This window comes from Paenibacillus vandeheii (genome assembly GCF_030433635.1).
Taxonomy (GTDB): domain Bacteria; phylum Bacillota; class Bacilli; order Paenibacillales; family Paenibacillaceae; genus Paenibacillus; species Paenibacillus vandeheii.
Map to the genome: position 1 here is coordinate 211,720 of NZ_JAROCD010000005.1, position 23,519 is coordinate 235,238.

General features: G+C 46.7%; 24 protein-coding genes. All 24 read left to right on the forward strand.

Going from position 1 to position 23,519, the window contains the following annotated elements; translation table 11 throughout:
- The first annotated feature begins 94 nt into the window (after window positions 1-94).
- The 24 genes from P5G61_RS11400 to P5G61_RS11515 all read left to right on the forward strand — a co-directional run bounded on the left by P5G61_RS11400 (window position 95) and on the right by P5G61_RS11515 (window position 23,501).
- Entirely contained in the window at window positions 95-430 is a 336-nt protein-coding gene (locus P5G61_RS11400) for a nucleotide pyrophosphohydrolase (RefSeq protein ID WP_301246507.1), read from the forward strand.
- Window positions 431-474: 44 nt separating this feature from the next.
- Window positions 475-999, forward strand: a complete 525-nt coding sequence (locus P5G61_RS11405) for a tetratricopeptide repeat protein (RefSeq protein ID WP_301246509.1) — start codon at window positions 475-477, stop codon at window positions 997-999.
- Window positions 1,000-1,074: 75 nt separating this feature from the next.
- A complete protein-coding gene (gene dapB, locus P5G61_RS11410) occupies window positions 1,075-1,878 on the forward strand; it encodes a 4-hydroxy-tetrahydrodipicolinate reductase (RefSeq protein WP_024630634.1) in 804 nt (267 codons plus the stop codon).
- 11 nt (window positions 1,879-1,889) lie between these two features.
- Window positions 1,890-2,330, forward strand: coding sequence for a methylglyoxal synthase (mgsA, locus tag P5G61_RS11415; RefSeq protein WP_024630633.1), 441 nt, complete (start codon window positions 1,890-1,892; stop codon window positions 2,328-2,330).
- Window positions 2,327-3,028, forward strand: a complete 702-nt coding sequence (bshB1, locus tag P5G61_RS11420) for a bacillithiol biosynthesis deacetylase BshB1 (RefSeq protein WP_301246510.1) — start codon at window positions 2,327-2,329, stop codon at window positions 3,026-3,028. The genes mgsA and bshB1 overlap by 4 nt, the downstream gene beginning before the upstream one ends.
- Before the next feature lie 96 nt (window positions 3,029-3,124).
- On the forward strand, window positions 3,125-4,285 hold the full coding sequence (gene bshA, locus P5G61_RS11425) for an N-acetyl-alpha-D-glucosaminyl L-malate synthase BshA (RefSeq protein ID WP_301246512.1): 1,161 nt from the start codon (window positions 3,125-3,127) through the stop codon (window positions 4,283-4,285).
- Between the two features lie 81 nt (window positions 4,286-4,366).
- The gene (locus tag P5G61_RS11430) at window positions 4,367-5,665 is read left to right on the forward strand and encodes a CCA tRNA nucleotidyltransferase (protein WP_301246513.1); all 1,299 of its coding nucleotides are present in this window, start codon (window positions 4,367-4,369) and stop codon (window positions 5,663-5,665) included.
- Window positions 5,652-6,629 (forward strand): biotin--[acetyl-CoA-carboxylase] ligase, encoded by a 978-nt coding sequence (locus tag P5G61_RS11435; RefSeq protein WP_301246514.1) that lies wholly within the window; start codon window positions 5,652-5,654, stop codon window positions 6,627-6,629. Before P5G61_RS11430 ends, P5G61_RS11435 begins: the two co-directional genes overlap by 14 nt.
- Before the next feature lie 340 nt (window positions 6,630-6,969).
- On the forward strand, window positions 6,970-7,845 hold the full coding sequence (panB, locus tag P5G61_RS11440) for a 3-methyl-2-oxobutanoate hydroxymethyltransferase (RefSeq protein ID WP_079349393.1): 876 nt from the start codon (window positions 6,970-6,972) through the stop codon (window positions 7,843-7,845).
- On the forward strand, window positions 7,842-8,738 hold the full coding sequence (panC, locus tag P5G61_RS11445) for a pantoate--beta-alanine ligase (protein WP_024630627.1): 897 nt from the start codon (window positions 7,842-7,844) through the stop codon (window positions 8,736-8,738). The genes panB and panC overlap by 4 nt, the downstream gene beginning before the upstream one ends.
- Window positions 8,731-9,114, forward strand: coding sequence for an aspartate 1-decarboxylase (gene panD, locus P5G61_RS11450; RefSeq protein ID WP_024630626.1), 384 nt, complete (start codon window positions 8,731-8,733; stop codon window positions 9,112-9,114). The genes panC and panD overlap by 8 nt, the downstream gene beginning before the upstream one ends.
- 117 nt (window positions 9,115-9,231) lie before the next feature.
- Entirely contained in the window at window positions 9,232-9,861 is a 630-nt protein-coding gene (locus P5G61_RS11455; protein WP_301246516.1) for a tetratricopeptide repeat protein, read from the forward strand.
- A 142-nt stretch (window positions 9,862-10,003) separates the two neighbouring features.
- The gene (gene dinG / locus P5G61_RS11460) at window positions 10,004-12,865 is read left to right on the forward strand and encodes an ATP-dependent DNA helicase DinG (protein ID WP_024630624.1); all 2,862 of its coding nucleotides are present in this window, start codon (window positions 10,004-10,006) and stop codon (window positions 12,863-12,865) included.
- 237 nt (window positions 12,866-13,102) lie between these two features.
- Window positions 13,103-13,756: a redox-sensing transcriptional repressor Rex gene (locus P5G61_RS11465; protein ID WP_053780717.1), complete on the forward strand. Its 654-nt coding sequence runs from the start codon at window positions 13,103-13,105 to the stop codon at window positions 13,754-13,756.
- A complete protein-coding gene (locus P5G61_RS11470; protein WP_094936986.1) occupies window positions 13,743-15,047 on the forward strand; it encodes an amidohydrolase in 1,305 nt (434 codons plus the stop codon). Before P5G61_RS11465 ends, P5G61_RS11470 begins: the two co-directional genes overlap by 14 nt.
- A gap of 41 nt (window positions 15,048-15,088) precedes the next feature.
- Window positions 15,089-15,619: a cell wall elongation regulator TseB-like domain-containing protein gene (locus tag P5G61_RS11475; protein WP_301246519.1), complete on the forward strand. Its 531-nt coding sequence runs from the start codon at window positions 15,089-15,091 to the stop codon at window positions 15,617-15,619.
- A 303-nt stretch (window positions 15,620-15,922) separates the two neighbouring features.
- Window positions 15,923-16,450, forward strand: a complete 528-nt coding sequence (locus tag P5G61_RS11480; protein WP_301246520.1) for a hypothetical protein — start codon at window positions 15,923-15,925, stop codon at window positions 16,448-16,450.
- Complete coding sequence (locus P5G61_RS11485) at window positions 16,443-17,945, forward strand: AAA family ATPase (RefSeq protein ID WP_024630619.1); 1,503 nt, start codon at window positions 16,443-16,445, stop codon at window positions 17,943-17,945. Before P5G61_RS11480 ends, P5G61_RS11485 begins: the two co-directional genes overlap by 8 nt.
- Window positions 17,946-18,078: 133 nt before the next feature.
- Window positions 18,079-18,951, forward strand: a complete 873-nt coding sequence (locus tag P5G61_RS11490; RefSeq protein WP_024630618.1) for a 3-hydroxyacyl-CoA dehydrogenase family protein — start codon at window positions 18,079-18,081, stop codon at window positions 18,949-18,951.
- The gene (locus P5G61_RS11495; RefSeq protein WP_079349388.1) at window positions 18,948-20,153 is read left to right on the forward strand and encodes an acetate/propionate family kinase; all 1,206 of its coding nucleotides are present in this window, start codon (window positions 18,948-18,950) and stop codon (window positions 20,151-20,153) included. The genes P5G61_RS11490 and P5G61_RS11495 overlap by 4 nt, the downstream gene beginning before the upstream one ends.
- Window positions 20,154-20,255: 102 nt before the next feature.
- Entirely contained in the window at window positions 20,256-21,551 is a 1,296-nt protein-coding gene (gene asnS / locus P5G61_RS11500; protein WP_053780723.1) for an asparagine--tRNA ligase, read from the forward strand.
- Window positions 21,551-22,273: a DnaD domain-containing protein gene (locus P5G61_RS11505; RefSeq protein WP_301246522.1), complete on the forward strand. Its 723-nt coding sequence runs from the start codon at window positions 21,551-21,553 to the stop codon at window positions 22,271-22,273. The genes asnS and P5G61_RS11505 overlap by 1 nt, the downstream gene beginning before the upstream one ends.
- A gap of 165 nt (window positions 22,274-22,438) precedes the next feature.
- On the forward strand, window positions 22,439-23,059 hold the full coding sequence (locus tag P5G61_RS11510) for an RNA polymerase sigma factor (RefSeq protein WP_081717976.1): 621 nt from the start codon (window positions 22,439-22,441) through the stop codon (window positions 23,057-23,059).
- On the forward strand, window positions 23,049-23,501 hold the full coding sequence (locus P5G61_RS11515) for a hypothetical protein (protein WP_301246523.1): 453 nt from the start codon (window positions 23,049-23,051) through the stop codon (window positions 23,499-23,501). Before P5G61_RS11510 ends, P5G61_RS11515 begins: the two co-directional genes overlap by 11 nt.
- Window positions 23,502-23,519 lie beyond the last annotated feature (18 nt).

The window sequence follows — 23,519 nt, forward strand, 5'->3', positions numbered from 1 at the left end:
AAATGATTTGTCGTTTCTGATGGTGGAAGTGAATCTAAATAACTGATATATTAGGAACAAATACGACACAATTTCAAAAGGAGAATCCGTTCTCATGGAGAAAAGCATTGCAGAAATGCAGCGTGAGGTTGATCTGTATATTTCCCAGTTCAAAGAAGGATACTTCAGCCCGCTGGCCATGCTCGCCCGTATGTCTGAAGAGGTGGGAGAGCTTGCAAGGGAAGTGAATCACGAGTTCGGTGAGAAACCGAAAAAATCTTCCGAAGCAGACAATTCCATTGAGCTTGAGCTCGGGGACATTTTATTTATCACGATTTGTTTTGCGAATTCTCTCGGGATCGACCTGGCAGAGGCGCACGACAAAGTCATGCATAAATTTAACACACGCGATGCAAATCGGTGGACGCCAAAAAACACCGATAAGGCGTAGATTACATATGCTGTACCATCACCTCAATGGGAGGGACAGCTTGGATGATGAAACCGGAAGAGTACATGCAGCATGCATACCGCTGTATTTTGCAAAATGATTTTGAGCAGGCGATTCGTTGGTTTGAATCTGCCATTGATGCTCACCCTGAACATGCAGAGCTCTATTATCGTTGTTCCATTACACATGCCCGCAGTCAGCACCTGGGTCCAGCGCTCGAATATGCGCGCAAGGCTGTTGAACTGTCTCAGGGGCTTGAGGAATACGTTTTACATCTGCAGACCCTGGAAGCCAAACAGTTAAGTACTCAGGCCAAGGCATTGCTTGAACAAGCCGGGAACGAAACGTATGAACGATATGTGAAGGCGGCGGATCTGCTGAAAGAGGCAGTTAAACTTGACCCGTTATACGTGGAAGCGCATATTATGCTTGCTCTTGCTTACAGTGATCTAAATGAGTTCGACCTTGCAACCCGGTCCGTTCATAACGCATTGTTGCTAGACCCGCAGAATGAGCAACTGCATCTATTATTACAGGAAATTAAGCAGCGTATGAAATCCATTCAATAAGAATCCATTTCAGATGGAGATCGTTTGAAATGGATTCAACCAAACGAACTAACATAGTGAGGAGATGCAGCCAAGATGAGTGAAGTAATAAGAGTGGCCGTAATCGGAGCGGCTGGCCGGATGGGCCGTGAAGTAGTGAAACTGGTGCTTCAAGATCCTGATCTGGAGCTCGCAGCAGCGGTCAACCGCTCCGGAGCAGGCACGGATGCCGGAACGCTTGTTGGTCTGCCTGAATGTGGGGTACTTTTGACCGATGATATCGAGATGGCTTTTGCAGAGACTAAACCACAGGTTATGGTAGATTTCACAGTCCCTCAATACGCCTTCGCCCATACAGAGATTGCCATTCGTCATGGAGTCAGACCTGTTATGGGGGTTACCGGCTTTACGCCGGAGCAGATTGAACAGCTGGACAAGCAGTGTCAGGACAAAGGCATCGGAGGGTTAATTGCCCCGAACTTCTCGATCGGTGCTATCCTGATGATGAGGTTTGCTGCGCAGGCTGCCAAACATATGCCGAATGTGGAGATTATCGAATATCACGGCGATCAGAAGCTGGATGCTCCTTCAGGTACAGCAATTAAAACAGCCGAGTTAATTGCAGCAAACCGCGAGGAACTTCGTCAGGGCAATCCGAACGAAGAAGAGACGATCGAAGGAGCACGAGGCGGATATTATAATGGATTCCGAATTCATAGTGTACGGTTGCCGGGGGTATTTGCACAGCAGGAAGTCGTATTTGGAGACTTTGGCCAATCCCTCAAAATTCGCCATGATTCCTATGAACGTGCAGGTTATATGCCTGGTGTTAAAATTGGTGTACAGAAGGTTATGGAATATACAGGACTCATCTACGGATTTGATCACTTTATCGACTAAAGGAGATTGTCATGTTGAAAATTGCATTTATTGCCCATGATCGCAAAAAAGAAGAAATGGTTAACTTCGTGACAGCCTACGAAAATGTTTTTACAGACCATCAACTATATTCGACTGGTACAACAGGTCTTCGTATTATGGAAGGAACCTCATTACAGATCCATCGGTTTGAATCCGGTCCACTGGGCGGGGATCAACAGATCGGAGCCTTGGTTGCGCAAAATGAGATGGATTTGATTATTTTTCTGCGCGATCCATTGATGGCACAGCCGCATGAACCAGATATTAACGCTTTGCTGCGTCTGTGCGATGTACAGGGGATTCCGCTTGCCACGAATATTGCAACTGCAGAGATTCTTGTTAAAGCACTGGATCGCGGTGATTTTGGCTGGAGAGAGCTTGTACATAAATACAAGCCTGAGGGTGGATTGAATTCGGGTGATGCTCAATGAGTTTGGACATTCTCATATTCGGTGCACACGCGGATGATGCAGAAATTGGGATGGCAGGAACGATTGCCAAACATACTGCAGCAGGACTGAAAGTAGGCGTGTGTGATCTGACCCGGGCAGAGATGTCTTCCAACGGGACAGTAGAGCGCAGAGCCGAGGAAGCGGAGCAAGCCTCCCGCGTCCTCGGTCTTTCGTGTCGAAGCAATCTCGGTTTGCCTGATCGCGGGCTGTATATTACTCCTGAACACATAGAGGCTGTGACGGCGGAGATACGTCGTCATGCGCCTCGAATCGTGTTTGCGCCATATTGGGAGGATCGCCATCCGGATCATGTAATGTGCAGCAAGTTGGTGCAGGAGGCTGTATTCAATGCCAAGCTTAGAAACTATAAGCCAGACATGCCCGCAGTTCAGGTGAAAGAATTGTATTTTTACTTCATCAACGATATCGGACCAACGGATTTGATTGTGGATATTACGGAACACTATGAGCAAAAGGAAAATTCATTGCTTAGTTATCGTTCCCAGTTCGAATTGGGAGAAGGCGCAGTTTCCACTCCATTGACTCAAGGGTATATTGAACGTGTGAGAGCTAGGGATTCTTTACTGGGACAGCGGAGCCTTATTCCTTATGCAGAAGGATTCGCTAGCATTACACCTTATGTAGTTCATCAATTTGGCCAAGCAGCCAAGTCATAAAATGATCGAACTTGCTCGTATAAATTAGTTATCAATTGCATTTCCGTTGCATTACATCAACCTGCACAAGCGGGAGATTAAAGGAGCGTCCACCGGATGGATCAAAAGCTAAAAATCGGTATTACCTGTTATCCGTCCCTCGGAGGGTCTGGCGTTGTCGCAACGGAGCTGGGCAAATTGCTTGCCGAACAGGGTCATCAGGTTCATTTTATTGCTAATAGTATCCCGTTCAGACTGGGTACATTCCAGAAAAATATTTTTTATCATGAAGTTGAGGTCAATGATTATTACGTCTTCCGTTATCCGCCATATGATCTCTCATTGGCCACGAAGATGGCGCAAGTAGCCAAAGCACAGAAGTTGGATCTGCTACATGTCCATTATGCGGTGCCACATGCGGTATGTGCCTTTTTGGCAAAGCAAATGGTTGGTGAGGATTTAAAGGTGGTAACAACGTTACACGGAACAGACATTACCGTACTGGCACAGGATGAGTCGTTGAAGGATTTGATTCGACTTGCCATTAACGAGAGTGATGCTGTTACGGCAGTATCCCAGGATTTGATTCGTGAAACAATCGATTTGCTGGATATTAGACGTCCCATCGACCTGACCTATAACTTTATTGATAAAAGAATCTATTATCCACGTGATGCAGCAAGTCTGCGTAGAGACTTCGCAGCTCCCCACGAAAAAATACTGATGCATATCTCTAACTTCCGCCCTGTGAAGAGAACACAGGATGTGGTGGAGGTGTTCCGTCAGGTACAGGAACAGGTACCTTCCAAACTGTTATTTGTTGGAGAAGGACCAGATTTACCGAAGATTCAATGGAAGATTAATGAGCTTGGACTGAATGACAAGGTTCATTTTCTGGGTAAGCAGGATGATATTGCGCAAGTCATTTCAATGGCTGATGTGTTGATGCTGCCGTCGGAGAAGGAGAGCTTCGGACTTGTGGCGCTCGAAGCCATGGCTTGTGGCGTACCTACCATTGGATCACTGGCAGGGGGGATCCCTGAACTGGTATTGCACGGCAAGACCGGATTTTTGTCTCCAATCGGCGACACACAATCAATGGCGGAGAACACAATTCGTTTGTTGACAGACGACCGTTTGACAGCGGATTTCAGAGAAGCATGCTTGAAACGGGCACACCATGATTTCTGCAATGATGCCATTCGGCATGAATATGAACAAATATACTACCGCGTGCTGGGACGTGAAGTTCCGAATCTGAAGCCGATTTGTGGCTGATTATTAGATCGGATGGTTCCATCGCGGAAATATATCTGTGTAAGCCACACCAAGCAACACGTATTTATGAGGTGATAATAAGTGGTTCAATGGACACAGGTAGATCCTGAAATGGCAAGACAAAGTGAACAGGTGCTGCGGACATTAAATGATAAAGGGTACGACGCCTACTGGGTAGGTGGTTGTGTGCGTGATGAATTGCTGGGACGTCGCGTGGATGATATGGATATCACCACGTCAGCTTCCCCTGAGCAAGTCATGGAATTGTTCGCAAATTGTATTCCTACGGGCCTCCAGCATGGAACGGTTACTGTACGTTCAGGAGGCTTTTACTTTGAGGTTACGACATTCCGCACCGAATCCGAATATAAGGATAATCGAAGACCTGCTGCCGTTCATTTTGTGCAGGATGTCAAAGAGGATTTGCAGCGGCGTGACTTCACGATGAATGCTCTCGCTGTGGATTGGGATGGAAATATCGTTGATCCTTTTGGTGGACAGTTGGATATTCAGGATGGACGGGTCAGATGTGTGGGATTGGCGACTGAGCGCTTCGGTGAAGATGCGTTGCGGATGCTTCGATGTGTTCGTTTTGCTTCGGTATTTGATTTTAAAATTGCCCACAACACCTGGAAGGGGCTAATTCGACAAAAGGATCTGCTACAACATATCGCGATGGAAAGAGTACGTACCGAAATGGTGAAAATGATGGCAGGCCCACATCCGCTGCACGGTCTGGAATTGCTGTTTCGCAGCCAGGCGCTGGCGCATGTGAAGGCACCAATCCACATGGAACGATTCAATAAAAGCCTCCTGTCCAATATGGAGCAATTGATAGAAGAGAACGTATTATTACGCTGGTCTATGCTGCTGATTGCCGGCCATTATACCAGGGATGAAGCAGATGCATTACTTCGAAAATGGACATTTTCTAATGATGATCGTTCCCGCATCAGTGGAGTTCTCCAGGTCGAACAGATGGTCAAGGCTGTCGTACAAGAGCAGAAGGACGAAGAGGCACTGCGTTCAGAATGGATTGTAACTGTGCTGACAAGCGGACGTCAGGCGACAGAGGACTGGCTCATGATTCAACGACTGCTTCCAACAGGCTGGCGAGAACATGAGGTTCTGCACGAAGAACAGATTGTTGTAATACAGTCCCGAGGTGCTGCATGGAGTCAATCCATGAAGGTGTATGAACTGAAAGATCTGCATATTACGGGTGAGAACGTTTTGCAGCAACTTGGACGCAAGGGCGGACCATGGCTGGGACAATTGATGAAACATCTCCTAAGAGAGACTGCGATCGGAAATATAGCGAATCAGCATGATATGCTGACCAACGAAGTAAAGCGGGTGGCTGCAGATGACAAAGCATGAGGATCTGTTACATATGTTGCTGAATGCAGAGGGAGAGTTTGTGTCTGGTGAAGAGATCAGTCGCAACCTGTCCATTAGCCGAACGGCCGTGTGGAAGCACGTAAACAAACTGCGTGACATGGGTTATGAGTTTGAAGCCGTATCACGCAAAGGGTACCGCTTGGTCACTCAACCGGACAGCATTGATGCCACTGCGCTACAGCTGGCACTGGAAACAACAGTGTTTGGCCGGAAAGCCATAATCCTGAATTCCACGTTGTCCACCCAAGGTGATGTTCAGCAGATGGCTGAGCAAGGGCAGAGCGAAGGAGTAGTTGTTCTGGCGGAAGAACAGACGGGAGGGCGAGGCCGCTTTGGGCGTAAATGGTTCTCCCCACCCGGGAGAGGTATCTGGATGAGCGTTCTTATGCGCCCGGAACTTGCTCTGCAAAATACACCACAGCTGACCTTATTAACGGGTGTGGCCGTGTGTCGTGCTATTCGGTCATATACAGGTGCAGATGCCGGGATCAAATGGCCTAATGATCTTTTGATAGCTGGTCGGAAGGTATGTGGGATACTGCTTGAATCAACTGTTGAAGATCACGAAGTGCGTTATTGTGTAGCGGGCATAGGCGTTGATGTTAACTTCGATTCGAAGGATTACCCTGAAGATTTGATATCCATTGCAACTTCACTCAAAATGGAGACGGGACAAACCATAGACCGGACTAGACTTGCAGCGGCCATTCTCTCGGAATTGGAGCGTTTGTATTTTTTATATCAAAAGGAAGGCTTCGGTGTGATCTCTTCACTCTGGGAAGCTTTGTCCGTATCCATGAATCGTGAAATTAAGGTGGCTAATCCACAGGGCATCATCGAAGGTACAGCAATGGGCCTTGATCCTTCTGGAGCATTGATTGTGGAGAAGCCAAACGGTGAGCGTGTCTCGGTTTACTCTGGTGAAGTTTCATTGGTAAATTAAACAATTTGTCGAATTTACACCGTCAAAATGAACATAAGACGTGAACTTTGGGCAGAACTTTGGTATACTGTGTTCGTGAGGCGATATCGGCTATTACAGACCGAATTGCACTCCGGCAATAGTATGCTTTGTTCTGCTTCACATTTGTTGCAGTGACAAGGCAGGAATGGTAATAAATGAATAAAGTGAGTTGTTGGATTCTGCTCTGAGCCGAAGAGGACCGAGACAGAAGGGACGATCGCAAGTGACTCTTTTTTGACTTTTCGGGACTTTTTAGTGGAAACTAAAAGGTTTTTTTGTTGCGTTTAAATTGAAAAGATGAGAGGAGCCATGGCGAAAGATGGCAAACAAACAAGCATTGAATATTGTGAAAATGAAAAAATATAAGCAGGACGGCGTGCCGCTCAGTATGATTACAGCTTACGATTATCCGACAGCTCAATTGGCTGAGGAAGCAGGTATCGATCTGATTCTGGTGGGTGATTCACTGGGGAACGTGGTGCTGGGTTATAACTCTACCTTACCTGTTACGATTGACGATATGGTGTACCATACACGCTCTGTAGTGCGTGGTGCGGGAAATACGTTTATCGTTGCTGATATGCCCTTTATGACGTACCATGGCAGCGTGGACGAGACACTCAAAGGTGTCCGTCGCCTGATGCAGGAAGGACATGCACATGCGGTCAAGATGGAGGGCGGTCTCGAAATCGCAGATACGGTAAAAGCGGTTGTTCAAGCTGGTGTGCCTGTTCTTGGACATATTGGACTGACTCCTCAATCCGTGAATCAAATTGGTGGTTATCGCATTCAGGGCAAGGATGCTGCAGATGCCAGACGTCTCTTGGACGAGGCCAAGGCGCTTGAAGCGGCCGGAGCTTTCGGCATTGTACTGGAATTGGTCACTGAAGAAGTGGCAAGAGCGATCTCGGAAGAACTGACTATTCCTACGATTGGTATAGGCGCAGGCAGAGGATGTGATGGTCAGGTACTGGTATTCCATGATGTGGTTCAGTATGCTTCCCCATACACGCCAAAACGCTTTGTCAAAACGTATGGAGACGTAGGTACATTGATTCGCAATAGCATTGAATCCTATGTGAAAGAAGTTAAGGACCGTTCGTTCCCGGCCGAAGAGCATGTATTTACCGCTGCTGACGGCGTTCTAGATCAACTGTACGGACAACGTAAAGAAAAGGTGGAGACCAGCGTATGAAAGTGATACGGACAATCGCAGAATTAAGACAAGAACTTAGCTTGCAGCGTCAGTCGATTCAGTCCAGAGAGTCGGTTGTAGGACTTGTGCCTACGATGGGATTTCTTCATGAAGGCCATGCAAGTTTGATGCATGCGGCCAAACAACAAAGTGATATCGTGGTTTTGAGCATATTTGTAAATCCGATTCAATTCGGTCCCAATGAAGACTTTGACAGTTACCCCAGGGATGAAGCCAGAGATGTGGAAACAGCACGTGCAAAAGGAGTGGATATCGTATTTATTCCCTCTGTTGAAGAGATGTATCCACAGCCTACACAAACGACCGTATCGGTTTCCCGTTTAACGGATCGCTTATGCGGTGCTTCCCGTCCGGGTCATTTTGACGGAGTGACTACAGTCGTTTCGAAGCTGTTTAATATTGTACAACCGCAGCGTGCATTTTTTGGTATGAAGGACGCACAGCAGGTTGCTGTGATCCAACAGATGGTTAACGATTTGAACATGGCAGTAGAGATTGTACCTTGTCCTATTGTCCGTGAAAGTGATGGTTTGGCGCTTAGTTCTCGCAACGTGTACCTCAGCACCGAACAACGTCAGGAAGCTCTTGTTCTGTCCAAGGCACTGCGTGTGGCACAGGAAGCTGTAGATGCAGGGACGGCGATGACAGCAGCGGATATCCGCGGCATATTGCGCCAGAACATTGAACGTTCACCAATGGCCGTGATTGATTATGCTGAAATTCAGGCTTTTCCAAGTTTGGAGCCACTTGCGGATCAGGAAAAAGTTCATGGCCGGGACGATCTGCTGATCGCACTTGCAGTAAAATTCGGCAAAACCAGATTGATTGACAATATTAGACTGCAAAAATCGGAGGTGCTGTCCCATGTTTAGAACACTAATGAAATCCAAAATTCACCGGGCAACCGTTACAGAAGCAAACCTGAACTATGTGGGTAGCATTACCATTGATGAAGATCTGATGGAAACTTCTGATCTAATGGAAAATGAGAAAGTACAAATTGTGAATAACAACAATGGTGCCCGTCTGGAAACCTATGTCATTCCAGGACCACGTGGAAGTGGAGTCATCTGTTTGAATGGAGCAGCAGCCCGTCTGGTTCAACCTGGCGATACCGTCATTATCATTTCATATGCAATGATGTCTCAAGAAGAGGCAAATAATCACAAACCTACAGTTGTATTTGTGGATGGACAGAATAAACCTGTGCAAACGATGAAGCACGAAGTTCATGCGACGATTATGTAATCGACTGGTAAGGGGAATGAAATCGACCCATTCTACAAAAAATGAGTACAGGTCACTGCACTAATCCATTTTTTCAAGGGTGGGGATGCATCGATGTTCCAGCATGTTTTCGCAGAAATGAACGACATGTTAGATGAAATTATCAAGCGCTACCCTTCTGCTGAAGGCCTAAACAAACAGGAATTGCTGCAAAAGTGGAATTTGCTTAAGCGGATGAGTGACGGGATGATTGATGAGTGGCTGATGTTTGAAGAAAAAATGAGCCAGGTAAGGGAACGGGAATTGGATAAAGATAAGCCCGCCTCCCTTGAGCCTGAACAGGAAGCTGTTACCGCACTGCCAGAACTGCATCTAGAGTGTTTCAGTCGCGGTCAGGGTTATTTCAAACTGCAAATGTACCCGCAGGCTATTATGCAATTTTCCAGGGTTGTGACCGACTATCCGGAAAGTGCATTGACTCGATTTTACCTGGCTCTTGCTCAACTTAACCTGGAACAAACCGAGGAAGCTGGAATACACTTGCAGCGGATTATGCATCTGAACGGTTCGCCGAGATTGAAGGGACTGGTATGTAACGTCCTGGGCTGTATTGAGGCTAAACTCGCGAATCCTGAAGGTGCATGTTCACTATTTGCGCAGGCGCTTCAGTATGACCCGACGTTGACCGAACCGCTGTATAACATGGAAGCCTGTCGATTAAACAGCGGAAAATTGCAATATGCAAATCAGCTGACAGCCTTAAATTAAGGGCCATTCGGCGGCATAAAGACGGTGTTCCCTCCTCTGGCATAGCGGAGGGGACACCGCCTTTTTTGTCAGTTAATTTTCAAATGCCCTTTTTTTTGCTATGCTGTAACATAGACTGGAATGGAAGGGACCGTACATTGCAATGAAATTTGCCGTATTGGATTTCGAAACAACCGGCACGCAGTCCGACGGTGAGATTATACAAGCCGGACTTGCCATCATAGATCATGACTACAGCATAACTCAAATATATAGTTCTTATGTGAACCCAGGTGTACCGATTCCTCCGTTTATTACGGGGTTAACCGGTATTACTGATGAAGATGTAGCGGATGCTCCATCATTGGAAGAGATGATGATGGAGATGGTTCCGCTGCTCGACGATGTGGTTCTTGTTGGGCACAACGTTGCTTTTGATTTTCACTTTCTTCAAAATGCACTCGATCGCTGCGGTTACCTGCCGTTCACCGGACGTATTCTGGATACGATTGATTTCCTGAAGATCACGTTCCCATCACTGGGCTCTTATCAACTCGGATATGTGTCTTCAGAATTCGGATTTCAGCATGACCGCCCTCATCAGGCAGACAGTGATGCTCTTGCGACAGCTTTTGTATTACTGAAGTGTCTCGATGAGCTGCGTGCATTGCCTCTGATCACGATTCAGCGCCTCAGTGATCTGTTTGCGCCAGAAGATAGCGACTTGGGTTGGTTCTTCGACGGAATGCGTACTGAGAAGGAATCAGAGCCGATTCAGGACCTGGATGGTCATACGTATTATCGCCAGCTCGCCCTGAACGTGAGTGACTGGACTGATATAGGTTCACCACGTGATGAGCGGGAGGGTAACCCGCTGGAAAACGTAAGTTTTGAGCAGTTTATGGATCAGGTTAGAGATAACCTGAAGGAGACGCTGGACCATTATGAGGAGCGCGAGGCGCAGACTCAGATGTTCAGCAGTGTACGACAAGCGTTGGATGAAGAGAAGCATCTATTGATTGAAGCTGGAACGGGTACAGGCAAATCGCTTGGTTATTTGTTGCCTGCTATCTATGAAAGTGTGAAACAGGAACAGAAAGTCATGGTCAGCACACATACCATCAACCTGCAGGAGCAATTGAGAGAGCGGGATATTCCTATGCTGACCCAAGTGGTTCCGTTCCCGTTCAAGGCAGCGGTGTTCAAAGGACGTGGGCACTATCTGTGTCTGCGTAAGTTTGAGCATAAAATCAATAAACGTGAATTCGCTACACCGAAAGAGGATTATTTTACAGCAGCTCAGATGATTGTCTGGCTTACCCAGACGGAGACTGGAGACGACGAGGAGCTTAATCTAAGCGGGCGCGGTGGAGACTTCTGGGAGACGGTACAGAGTGAGTCTGAATCCTGTCTTGGACGCTCCTGTCCTTGGTTCCGTAAATGTTTCTATCATCGGGCCAAACATGAAGCCGGGCTGTCCGATATCGTCATAACGAATCATTCGAAATTGTTTACGGATGTCAAAGCAGCACATCAGCTGCTGCCAGCCTACGAAAGTCTTGTCATTGATGAGGCACATCATCTGGAGGATGTAGCAGGTAAGCATCTTGGTCTTCACATGAAATATTTTACGTTGGTTCATACATTGACCCGACTGTTTAAAGATAGCCGTAATGGCCAACTTCCGATGCTTCGTTCTCAACTGTCGGGTCATGAAAATTCGGTACAGTGGGGCTCCATGATTGATCAGATGTTCCCGCTTGCCGTTGAAGTTAAGGAGATATGGGATCGACTAAGCGATACACTGTTTGGCCTGCTGCCTGAACGTAGCGATGCTTCTCCAGGCGAGACTGGACAATTTTCACTTAGACTGAAGCCTTCGCAAAAACCGGCCAAATGGCAGGAATTGCAGGACGTAGAAAACCAAATCTATGTAACCCTAGGTGATTTGATTCGTAAAGGCGACAAGCTGCTGCTTGAAGTGAAAGAAGATCAGGATGATTATCAGTCCGATAGTCTGATTACGGATATCTCAGGACTGCTCAAGGACTTGGCAACGATCAAGGATAATCTGCGTTTCTTCATGCGAATGGATGATGCCAATACCGTGTACTGGATGGAGGCTAGCGGCCAGTTCCGCAGTAAATCACTGCAGCTCTATGCCGTTCCTGTCGATGTCAGTGCGCAATTGAAGGATATGTTCTTTGATAAAAAGAAAAGCGTTGTGCTTACATCGGCTACGCTCTCCGTTGACAAGTCATTTCAATTCATGATCGAACAGCTTGGCTTGCAGGAAGCTGCCGAGAATAACCGCTTGTTGACATCCATGCTGCCGTCACCATTCAACTATCGCGAACAGGCCCTGCTCGTCATTCCGCGTGATTTCCCAAGTGTGAAGGGCAGTGTAGGTGATGCCCACTTTGTGGATATGCTCGTGCATTCGCTCGCGGAAACGGCTATCGCGACTCGTGGACGCATGATGGTGTTGTTCACCTCCTACCGCATGCTGCGCCAGGTCTATGACCCGCTTAAGGAGGCCTTGTCAGGTAATGATATCTCTTTGCTCGGGCAAGGGGTGGACAGCGGCAGCCGTTCCAAGCTTACACGCCGCTTCCAAGATGCGAAAGCAACTGTACTTCTTGGCACAAGCAGCTTCTGGGAAGGAGTGGACATTCCTGGAGAGGCTCTGACCTGTCTTGCGATTGTCAGACTGCCGTTCCAGCCACCAAATCACCCATTAGTTGAAGCGAAGAGTGAGCTTTTGCAGCAACAGAAGAAAAATCCGTTTATGAAGCTGTCCGTGCCGCAAGCCGTTATCCGCTTCAAACAGGGATTCGGCAGACTGGTTCGTACGGGCAAAGACAGAGGTATTGTGATTGTATACGATACACGTGTCATTGAAGCATATTATGGCAAGTACTTTTTATATTCATTACCAGGTCCCAAAATGGAACACATGCTCACAGAGCAGATGGTTCCTCGCATTTCGGAATGGCTTGAGAGACCAACCGATGAACAGCAATAACAGCTATGCTCTGTAGCTTATATGATTGCATGAAGCCACTAATTGGCGGTAAAATTGAGCAATATCATTCATTCGTTTCATGAATAGTGAGTAAAGCGATTAAAGAAGTAATTTAAGCAATTATCCATTATATAACAAAGAGCATCCTGTTTAATTCAGTCATCTTTTTGCATCGTTTTAGACAGGGTGCTCATCTTTTCATCTATCTATCGTGGCCTTGGTAAGGGGGAGCAATGAATGAAATCAGATAAAATTTCGGAAGCCGTGGTGCGAAGATTGCCTGTTTACTTGCGTTATTTGAATGAACTGCATCAGCGCGAAGTCAATACGGTTTCTTCACAAGAACTTGGATTGAGACTGGATTTGAATCCGGCTCAGATTCGTAAAGACCTGGCTTACTTCGGTGACTTTGGTCGTAAAGGGATCGGATATGACGTTTCATATCTCATCGAGAAGATCCGCCATATTCTGAAAATAGACCAGCAGATCAATGTAGCTCTTGTCGGAGCAGGTAATTTAGGACACGCCTTATCCAATTACAATGCCTACCTCAAAGACAACATGAAAATTGTCGCTGTATTTGATGCCTACGGTCCGAAGATTGGAAGTCAAATCAACAGTCTGACGGTGCAACCGATGAATGAATTAACGGATTCGGTCAAAAAAGATAACATTCGTATAGGGATTATCACGGTTCCGGATACGGAAGCCCAAAATGTTGCCGATCAGTTGATTGAGTCAGGAATTGAAGCGATTCTGAATTTTGCGCCAACGATCCTGAAGACCCCGCCGCATATTCGCATTCATCATGCCGATTTTACGACGGATCTGCTTAGCCTTGCTTATTATTTGGAGAACGGAAAGGACGACGAGGAAGATGACGACAAATAGATGGGTAATTCACAACGGCAAATTTGCCGTCAGTGAGGGCACGAATTGGAAAGTGGTTCAAGGTTATATGGTTGTCGAGAATGACAAGATTGTGCATATTGGTGAGACTTTGCCGGAAGGAGACGAAAGTCTGACAAAGGTGGACGGAAAAGGACTGCTCTTCTTGCCGGGTCTGATCAATACGCATGGTCACGCAGCCATGTCGCTTCTGAGAGGTCATGGAGATGATTTGGCATTACAAGTATGGTTGCAGGAGAAAATGTGGCCAATGGAAGCCAAAATGACGTCTGAAGACGTATATTGGGGCACATCACTTTCCGTACTTGAAATGTTGAAAGGTGGAACAACAGCATTCCTGGATATGTATGATCATATGGATCAGGTTGCAAAAGTGGTGGAACAATCCGGCGTTCGTGCTGCTCTGGCACGTGGGGTAATCGGACTTTGCTCAGCGGAAGAACAACAGCGCAAGCTGGAAGAATCCGCAGCATTTGCCCGTCAATGGAATGGACAAGCAGACGGAAGAATTACAACCGTAATTTCTCCACATGCTCCCTACACTTGCCCTCCGGATTACATAGAGAAGCTGGTACAGGTTGCTCATGACCTGAATCTGCCTTTGCATACGCATATGTCTGAAACGCTTCGTGAAGTGGAACAGAACGTGGCTGACTACGGTCTGCGTCCGGTTGCACATCTGGAGAAGCTAGGATTTTTCTCCCGTCCATCTCTGGTTGCACATGCGGTACATCTGAATGATGAGGAGATCGAAATTCTTGCACGACATGATGTAGCAGTTTCCCACAATCCAGGCAGTAACCTGAAATTGGCTTCGGGTGTTGCACGAGTACCTGATCTGCTGAAAGCAGGGGTGACCGTGTCCCTCGGAACAGATGGACCAGCAAGTAACAATAACCTCGATATGTTTGAAGAGATGAGACTTGCTGCTTTGATTCACAAAGGTGTGTCCGGTGACCCTACCGCAGTGCCAGCAGGGGAAGCACTTCTGCTTGGAACTTCGTATGGTGCCAAATCCATATTCCTGAACAATACAGGAGCACTGCAAACAGGCATGAAGGCTGACTTCATCGCCTTGAATATTGAACAAGCCCATTTCTATCCGCATACGGATCTGATTTCCCATACCATATACTCTGCATCAGCCAAAGATGTAGAGCATGTGTGGGTGGATGGTAAACAAGTGGTTAAACATGGCGAATGTCTTACGATGGATGAAGAGCGTATTTTGCGTGAGTCTCAACTGGCATTTGACGGTCTGCTTGCCCGTTAATTCCAAGGACAGCATCGTCATAGGGAAAGGAAGTTCGGCTTTTGAAGAAAAAAAAGAAGTGGATATGGATTTCGCTGCTGCTCCTGGTTCTGATTCTGTTTGGACTTCAGCGTTATTATGTCTATGTTACCCAGGATCAGCGCAAGGAAGAGGCGTTGGCCATACAGGTGGCCCAGGAACAGGTCGGGATTACGTCACACGAAGACCTGCGTAAGTATGTCTGGGGGCAAAAAGACGGCGGAGACAACATATACTGGACCCTGATCGGTAAAAATAAGGATAACCAGGATGTATTGGTGTGGATCAAGTTTGATGAAAATAACAAGCCTGTGACAGGGACCAATGCGGTGCACAGTGAACTGCTGAAGAACGGCATGTCTGAAGCACAGATTCGAAATCGGTTCAGCTCTGAAGTTCCAGGCGGGGAGATCAAACGAATCATGCCAGGTGTTGTGAATGGAATCTATGTATGGCAAGTATATTATAACGATGCTACTCACAATTATTATCGCTTTTACCGCTTTAGTAACGGGGAACAGGTTGACCTAGTCTATACGATTCCGAATAGCTAGAATCAGCAGACGTACTATTTTCTAAAAAGAATACAGTAAAGAACCGGCAGACGGAAACCCGACTGGACCGGTTCTTTGACGTGTTTTCTTGATCATTTTGGATTTGAATAGTTAAAATTAATAATTTATTCATATTTTCGCCTTAGATATTGTATATACGATGTGATATACTCAAATATGTATTCAAGGATACATCAAACACAAATAAATCCTGTTAAACGCATCACAGGACTTTACGTACACATATTCATATTCTTGCCTACATGCTATAGAATGGGCCAAATTTTAGGAGGGGTAACTCACTTGAAGATAAAAGTATTGCCTATTGCTCTGACTGCCGTCATTTCAGCCGTTGTGTTGTTTGGAGGTTGGTTTGTGTATCGTCATGTGGCTGTGCAAAGCCCAATTGAAAAGATGGTTACCCAGTACGATGGAGTCAATGATGTACAATTAACTATTAACCGCAATGATGTACAGTTGAAACTCGATCTGCAGCCGGATGTTGATTTGGGCAGGTTGGTACAATATATTCACAAAGAAGGACAAACCCTGATTGGCACTCGTTCGTTGAAGCTGGATGTCGTGGATCATTCCAACGAAGCGCTGGAAAGCTGGTGGGGTAGCGCCATGTTTACCGTAGCTCAGGCTATGGAGAGCAAACAATACACCGAGATTACACCAACCTTGTCTAAAATGGCTACGAATGGGATCAAGGTAAACACAGCCATGGATGACAATAATGTATATGTCAGCCTCAGAGATGGAGATGCCAGCAAGTTTATTATTCTGCCGCGTGTGCCCGGTCAGATAGGAGTGTGGCCAAATGCCTAAATGGACGAAAGAAATTGCCATTGGATTTGTACCCGTATTAATTATCTTTCTCGCTTTTATCGGTGTAAACATGATTCCCATTCTGATCGCTGCAATGATTGTGGGAGCTTTGCTGCTCATGATGCAAATGCGTGGTGGAATTACGGTGGGTGCGGGTCAGGAACGCAAACGCAAGAAAAAAGGACCGTCCAAGCTGACTTTTGAAGAAATTGGCGGTCAGGAAAGTGCGAAGCAGGAGCTGCGGGAAGCGCTTGATTTTCTCATTCGACATGAGGAAATTCAGAAGTTTGGTATTCGTCCTTTGAAAGGGATCCTGCTCACAGGTCCTCCAGGAACAGGTAAAACCTTGATGGCCAAAGCTGCTGCTCATTATACCGACTCTGTTTTTGTAGCTGCTTCAGGCAGTGAGTTTGTTGAAATGTATGTCGGTGTGGGTGCCGGCAGAATACGGGATTTGTTTCGGGATGCGAGAACTCGTGCTGCAAAAGAAAATAAAGAAAATGCTATTATATTTATCGATGAAATTGATGTGATCGGTGGAAAACGGGAAGGTGGACAACAGCGTGAATATGATCAGACGCTGAATCAGCTGTTGACGGAAATGGATGGCATCTACTCTTCCGAAACACCGCGAATACTCGTGATCGCTGCTACAAACCGAAAAGAAATGCTGGATAGCGCGCTGACGCGTCCAGGACGTTTTGACCGTCATATTCAGGTGGACTTGCCGGATAAAAAAGGCAGAAAACACATATTGGAGCTGCATGCAGTCAATAAGCCTCTTCTGGAAGGGGTAAATCTTGAGAAGACAGCCGAAGAATCCTATGGCTTCTCTGGAGCACAGCTGGAAAGTGTGATGAACGAAGCTGCAATTTATGCGATGAGAGACGGGCTGCTCAACATTGAACAGCGTCATCTGTCCCTTGCAATTGATAAAGTAATGATGGGTGAGAAGACGGACCGCGAATCCAGCGTGGAAGAGAAAAAAAGAGTGGCTATTCATGAATTGGGACATGCCATTATGGCTGAACTGGTTCGTCCTGGCAGTGTGAGTCAGGTGGCACTCAGTCCGCGTGGACAGGCACTGGGATATGTACGTCATAACCCGCAGCAAGAACAATTTCTGTACACAAAGCGTTTCCTGGAAGAGCAGATCATGATTGCCCTCGGTGGTGCGGCAGCAGAGGAAATGTATTACGGTGGACGCAGTACAGGATCACGTAATGACTTTGAACAAGCAACGAATGTGGTACAGACGATGATGGCTTCCGGACTTACTTCGTTGGGTATTGTTAATATGGATATGGTAACGACGGAAGAATTGATGCGGGAGAACAAATTGATCCTGCAAGACCTGATGGAACAGACCAAACAATTGCTTGAAGAACAGCGGACAATATTCGACAATTCCCTTGACACGCTGCTCAGGGAAGAAGTGTTGTCTGGCGATCAATTTCGTTGTCAATTTCGTGACAGCGCCCTTCTACCGGCATAATTTATTTATGTCGGTTATTTTTTTTTACATTTCACTCGTGCTAAGATATTATTATATGTTGGGTCGAAATTTGTAATTTTCGGCGAACAGGGTACAATAGAGAAATAGAGAACCGAAAGGATGGAGCAGAACCATGTTTTTCAAAAAGATAGGAGTTGTCGGCGGCGGCACGATGGGACAAGGTATTTCCCAGATGCTTGCAGCCAAAGGACTTGATGTGCTTCTGGTGGAGCATACGACGGAGAAGCTGGATCATGCATATAACATGATTGAGACCAATCTTGACAAACAACTGGAGAAATGGGCTATTACGAAAGCGGAGAAGAAGTTGATTCTCTCCCGTATTACCAAAGTTGCTCATTTGGCTGAACTCGGATCTTGCGATATGGTTATTGAGACCATTTCCGAAGATCTGGACGCGAAAAAAGCGGTATTTAGTCAACTCGACCAAGTTTGCCCAAGCAACGTTATTCTTGCAAGTAATACATCCACGCTGAGTTTGACTGAGCTTGCAAGCTCGACCAAATTCCCAGAGCGTGTTATTGGTATGCACTTTATTCACCCGGTTTCCCGGGTTGATCTTGTAGAGATTATTCGTGGTCTGAAAACCTCAGATTCCACATTTGAAGAAACTAGACGTTTTGTGGAAGAAGTAGCAGACAAAAAAGGCGTTATGATCTATGAATCGCCTGGATTTGTTACGTCCAGACTGATCTGTCTTTTGATAAACGAAGCACTGCATGTATTGCAGGAAGGTGTCGCTTCCGCTGAAGATATTGATGACGCTATGCGTATCGGATATAACTTCCAGCACGGACCACTTGAGATGGCAGACCGTTTCGGACTGGATTCGGTAGAAGCTGCACTCGAAAGAATGTTCCGTGAATTCGGTGAGTTGAAATATCGTCCTTCCACGGTCCTGAAAAAAATGGTGCGTGCAGGACACCTGGGTGTCAAAACAGGCGAAGGATTCTTCAAGTACGACAAGGATGGTGACCGGCTGTGAAAGTACTCGTAATTAATGCGGGGAGTTCCTCGCTCAAATATCAATTGTATAACATGACGGATGAATCCGTATTGGCAAAAGGTCTGGTAGAACGGATCGGGATGGATTCTTCCATTCTGACACATAAACCAACGGGCCGTGAGGATGTTACCGAAGTTAGCGAAATTTTGGAACATACAACAGCGATTCGTAAAGTTATTGACATCCTGACAGACAAAGAAAACGGTGTGCTCGGTTCTGTGGATGAAATCCAGGCTGTTGGACATCGTGTGGTTCATGGTGGTGAAGCATTTAAGGAATCGGCCTTGGTCGATACTGCTTCCAAAGCAGAAATCCGCCGCCTTTTCGATCTGGCTCCACTGCATAACCCTGCAGCAATGATGGGTATTCGTGCGGCTGAAGCGAATATGCCGGGCGTACCACAGGTCATGGTCTTTGATACGGCTTTCCATCAAACGATGCCGGAAAAAGCATATCTGTATGCCATTCCACGTGTGCTTTACAAAAAGTATAAGGTTCGTCGCTATGGCGCACATGGTACTTCCCATGATTACGTAAGCAAGGCAGCAGCTGAATACCTGGATCGTCCATTGGAAGATCTGAAGATCATCACATGCCACGTCGGTAATGGTGGTAGCGTAACTGCTGTGCAGGGCGGCGTATCCGTAGATACTTCCATGGGGATGACTCCACTCGAAGGATTGATGATGGGAACACGTAGTGGTGACCTTGATCCGGCAATTGTACCTTATGTTATGAACAAGGAAGAACTAAGCGTGAGCGAAGTAAACTCCATGTTGAACAAACATAGCGGACTTCTTGCAATCTCCGGCATCAGCAGCGACATGCGTGAAATCACGGAGGGTATGGAGGCTGGCGATGCCAACTCCACGCTTGCATTCGAGATGTATGAATACCGTCTGCGTAAATACATCGGTTCTTATGCAGCAGCAATGAACGGTGTAGACGTGATTGTATTTACGGCTGGTGTAGGTGAAAATTCCGTTGTTCTTCGCCAAAAAGTATGTGAGCAGCTCACGTACCTGGGCGTTGAACTGGATGAAGCGCTGAATGCGATTCGCTCGGGAGAACCACGTCGTATCACAACCGCGAATTCCAAAGTGGACGTTCTCGTCGTTCCTACGAACGAAGAATTGGTAATTGCAAGAGATACACATCGAATCGTATTGAATTCTCTGTAATCTAATTGTAAAGTGAATATAGCATGACAAGGAAGTGCAGGGGACAGGCATATGCCTGCCCGCTGCATTTTCAAATTCAGGATTCCAAGGAGAGATATGTGCATGAGTACGGATTGTGTAATTCGTAATGTGAGTGAGCATGTGGGCGAGACGGTTAAGATCGGCGCCTGGATTAACAACAAACGTTCCAGCGGCAAAATTCAATTTTTGCAACTGCGTGATGGAACCGGATATATTCAAGGGGTAGTGGTTAAGAGTGAAGTCAGCGAAGATATCTGGAATGCAGCCAAGAGCCTGACTCAAGAAAGTTCATTGTATGTAACAGGTATTATCCGCGAAGAGCCACGCAGTGCATCTGGTTATGAGATGACGGTTACTGGCGTGGAAATTATCCATCTGACTGAAAATTATCCAATTACTCCGAAAGAGCATGGGGTAGACTTCCTGATGGATCATCGCCATCTGTGGCTGCGTTCGACGAAACAACGTGCGATTATGGTTATTCGTGCGGAGATTATCCGCGCTGTTCAGCAGTTCTTTGATGGTAACGGATTCACACAGGTTGATCCTCCGATTCTTACCCCTTCATCTGCTGAAGGAACAACGAACCTGTTCCACATCAAATACTTTGATGAAGATGCTTACCTGACACAAAGTGGACAGCTCTATATGGAAGCTGCGGCGATGGCACTGGGTAAAGTGTATTCCTTCGGCCCTACATTCCGTGCTGAGAAATCCAAAACACGTCGTCACCTGATCGAGTTCTGGATGATTGAGCCGGAGATGGCTTTTGTGGATCACGAGGAGAGCCTGCGGGTGCAAGAGAAGTTTATTGCTCACGTGGTTCAAACGGTTCTGAAAAACTGCCGTGCTGAACTGGAGTCCATCGGACGTGATGTATCCAAGCTTGAGAACATTGTTGCTCCGTTCCCGCGCATTACGTATGATGAAGCGATTGAGTTCCTGAATGGACAAGGCTTCGATATTCCTTGGGGAGAAGACTTCGGTGCTCCGCATGAAACGGCAATTGCCGAGAAATATGATACACCGGTCTTTATCACACATTATCCGGCTGGAATCAAGGCGTTTTACATGAAACCTGATCCAAATCGTCCTGAAGTGGTCCTCTGTGCAGACATGATCGCACCAGAAGGATACGGAGAGATTATTGGGGGTTCCCAGCGGATTGATGATCCGGAACTGATGCAGCAGCGCTTTGATGAGCATCAATTGTCGGAAGAGGCTTATCAGTGGTATCTGGACCTTCGTAAATACGGATCGGTTCCTCACTCCGGCTTCGGTCTGGGATTGGAGCGGACGGTAGCATGGATCTGTGGATTGGATCATGTACGTGAAACGATTGCATTCCCACGTATGCTCTACCGTCTGTATCCTTAATGCTTAACCGCGAGTCCATGGAAGAAATCGGCTCCAAAGCCTGGTTGAATGGGGCGGCTTACGGTATGGCATCAGGGACAGCGCAGCTCCCGTATGCTATATTGCGCTACTATCATCAGCTCGGGTTAAGTGACGCAGAGGTTCTTCTGCTGATTCAATTGTTTGGATTCAGGCAAGTCGAATTTAATGAGTTCCCTACGCTTGAAGAGCTTGCTACCCGTATGGGGCTTGCCCCGGAAGGCATAGCAAGAATGCTGCAACGTCTCATGCGAGACGGGTACATTCACATTGATGAGCATCGGGATGAAGAGCGCGACATTCAGTATGAACGTTATGATCTGCACGGATTATATGCCAAGCTGGCTGGATGCACAGCAGAGGATATGGCCGTTGCCCGTAAGCAGCAGCTGGACAGTAATGCATTGCGACCGGATTCGAACAGTGTTCAAAAAGAAGAGGAAGAACGAAACATGTTCTCTATTTTTGAAAAAGAGTTTGGTCGCCCGCTGTCCCCGATGGAATGCGAGACCATATCCAGCTGGCTGGATCAGGATCGCTATCAGGAGGAACTTATTCTCATGGCATTGAAGGAAGCGGTGTTTGCTGGTAAAGTCCATTTCCGCTATATAGACCGAATTCTGCTTGAATGGAGTCGTAACCGCGTGAAAAATGTGCAGGATGCCAAGGCATATACGCAGCGGTTCCGTAACGGAGGACGTTAATATCCATGTTAGTAAATTAATCAATAATTTCATTCAGCATAACCAAAAACAGGCCAGAAGATATTCTGAGCCTGTTTTTTTAGATTATAGAGATGTTAATTTAGACATGTTAAATTCCCGAAGAAACTGACCTTTTCAGGCAATGCACAACCTTTTTATAAAAAATTGAATGAATACGCAGGGGTCAACAAACAAGTTGTCGTCTATTGTAGTGGAGAGGAGGGGAGAGTCATTGATGAAGCGCGCTTAATCGAACAAATCCGTCAAGGCGATACATCCCAGATGCGCTTGTTGATCGAAAAGTACAGCCAGCATGTGTACCATGTGGCCTATTCCGTATTGCGAAACGATCAGGAAGCACAGGATGCAGCGCAGGAGGCGTTCATTCAAATGGTTAAATCTCTCCCCGATTACCGATCCGAAGGTTTCAAAACGTGGTTAACCCGAATTGCTTTTCACAAAGCAATTGATGCCAAACGCAAGCTGGGCAGACGAAGCGCTGAGGATCTGGGCGGAGAAGAAAAAATAATGAACATGCCCGGTCGCGAAGAAGATGTTCTTGCCCGCCTCGTGCGTGAAGAGCGTCAGGAGAAGTTGCGCGAGCGAATCAACCAGCTGCCTGCCCAGCACAGGGATATTATTACTGCGTATTACTTAAGCGAAAAAAATTATGAGCAGATTGCCCGTGATGCACAGGTGGCAGTGAAAACCGTGGAGTCCCGTCTGTATCGTGCCCGGCAGTGGATTCGAAATCATTGGAAGGAGGATGAGTGGCGTGAGGAATAAAAGGATGTATACCGTCCAGGAATGGACTGATTATATTGAAGGCCGAATGACAGCAAACGAGGCAACTATGATGGAACAAGTGCTTATGGACGTTCCAGAAGCGATGGACAACTATCTGGAAGCACTCGGCATTCATCGGGAGTTGCCACAACTGAAGGACCCGGCAGGCTTCGCCGATTCGGTCATGAATCAAATTAAGGATATGCAACCCTCCAAGCCAAAGCGCAAATCGCGTTCAGGACGAAGCCGGCTCTGGCTGGATCACAAGGTATTTCATTATGCGGTAGCGGCTTGTCTGACGTTAATCTTCCTCTCCTCGGGACTGTTTGACAAGGTAGCGCCTTATCATAAGTTCCAGGACGGTGATCACAGGGGGTCATTTACGGAAAAATGGACGGAAGCAGCCACTTCCTGGCTGGATCACTTCAAGCCTAGACCATAAATTGTTTCGCATTGCCTG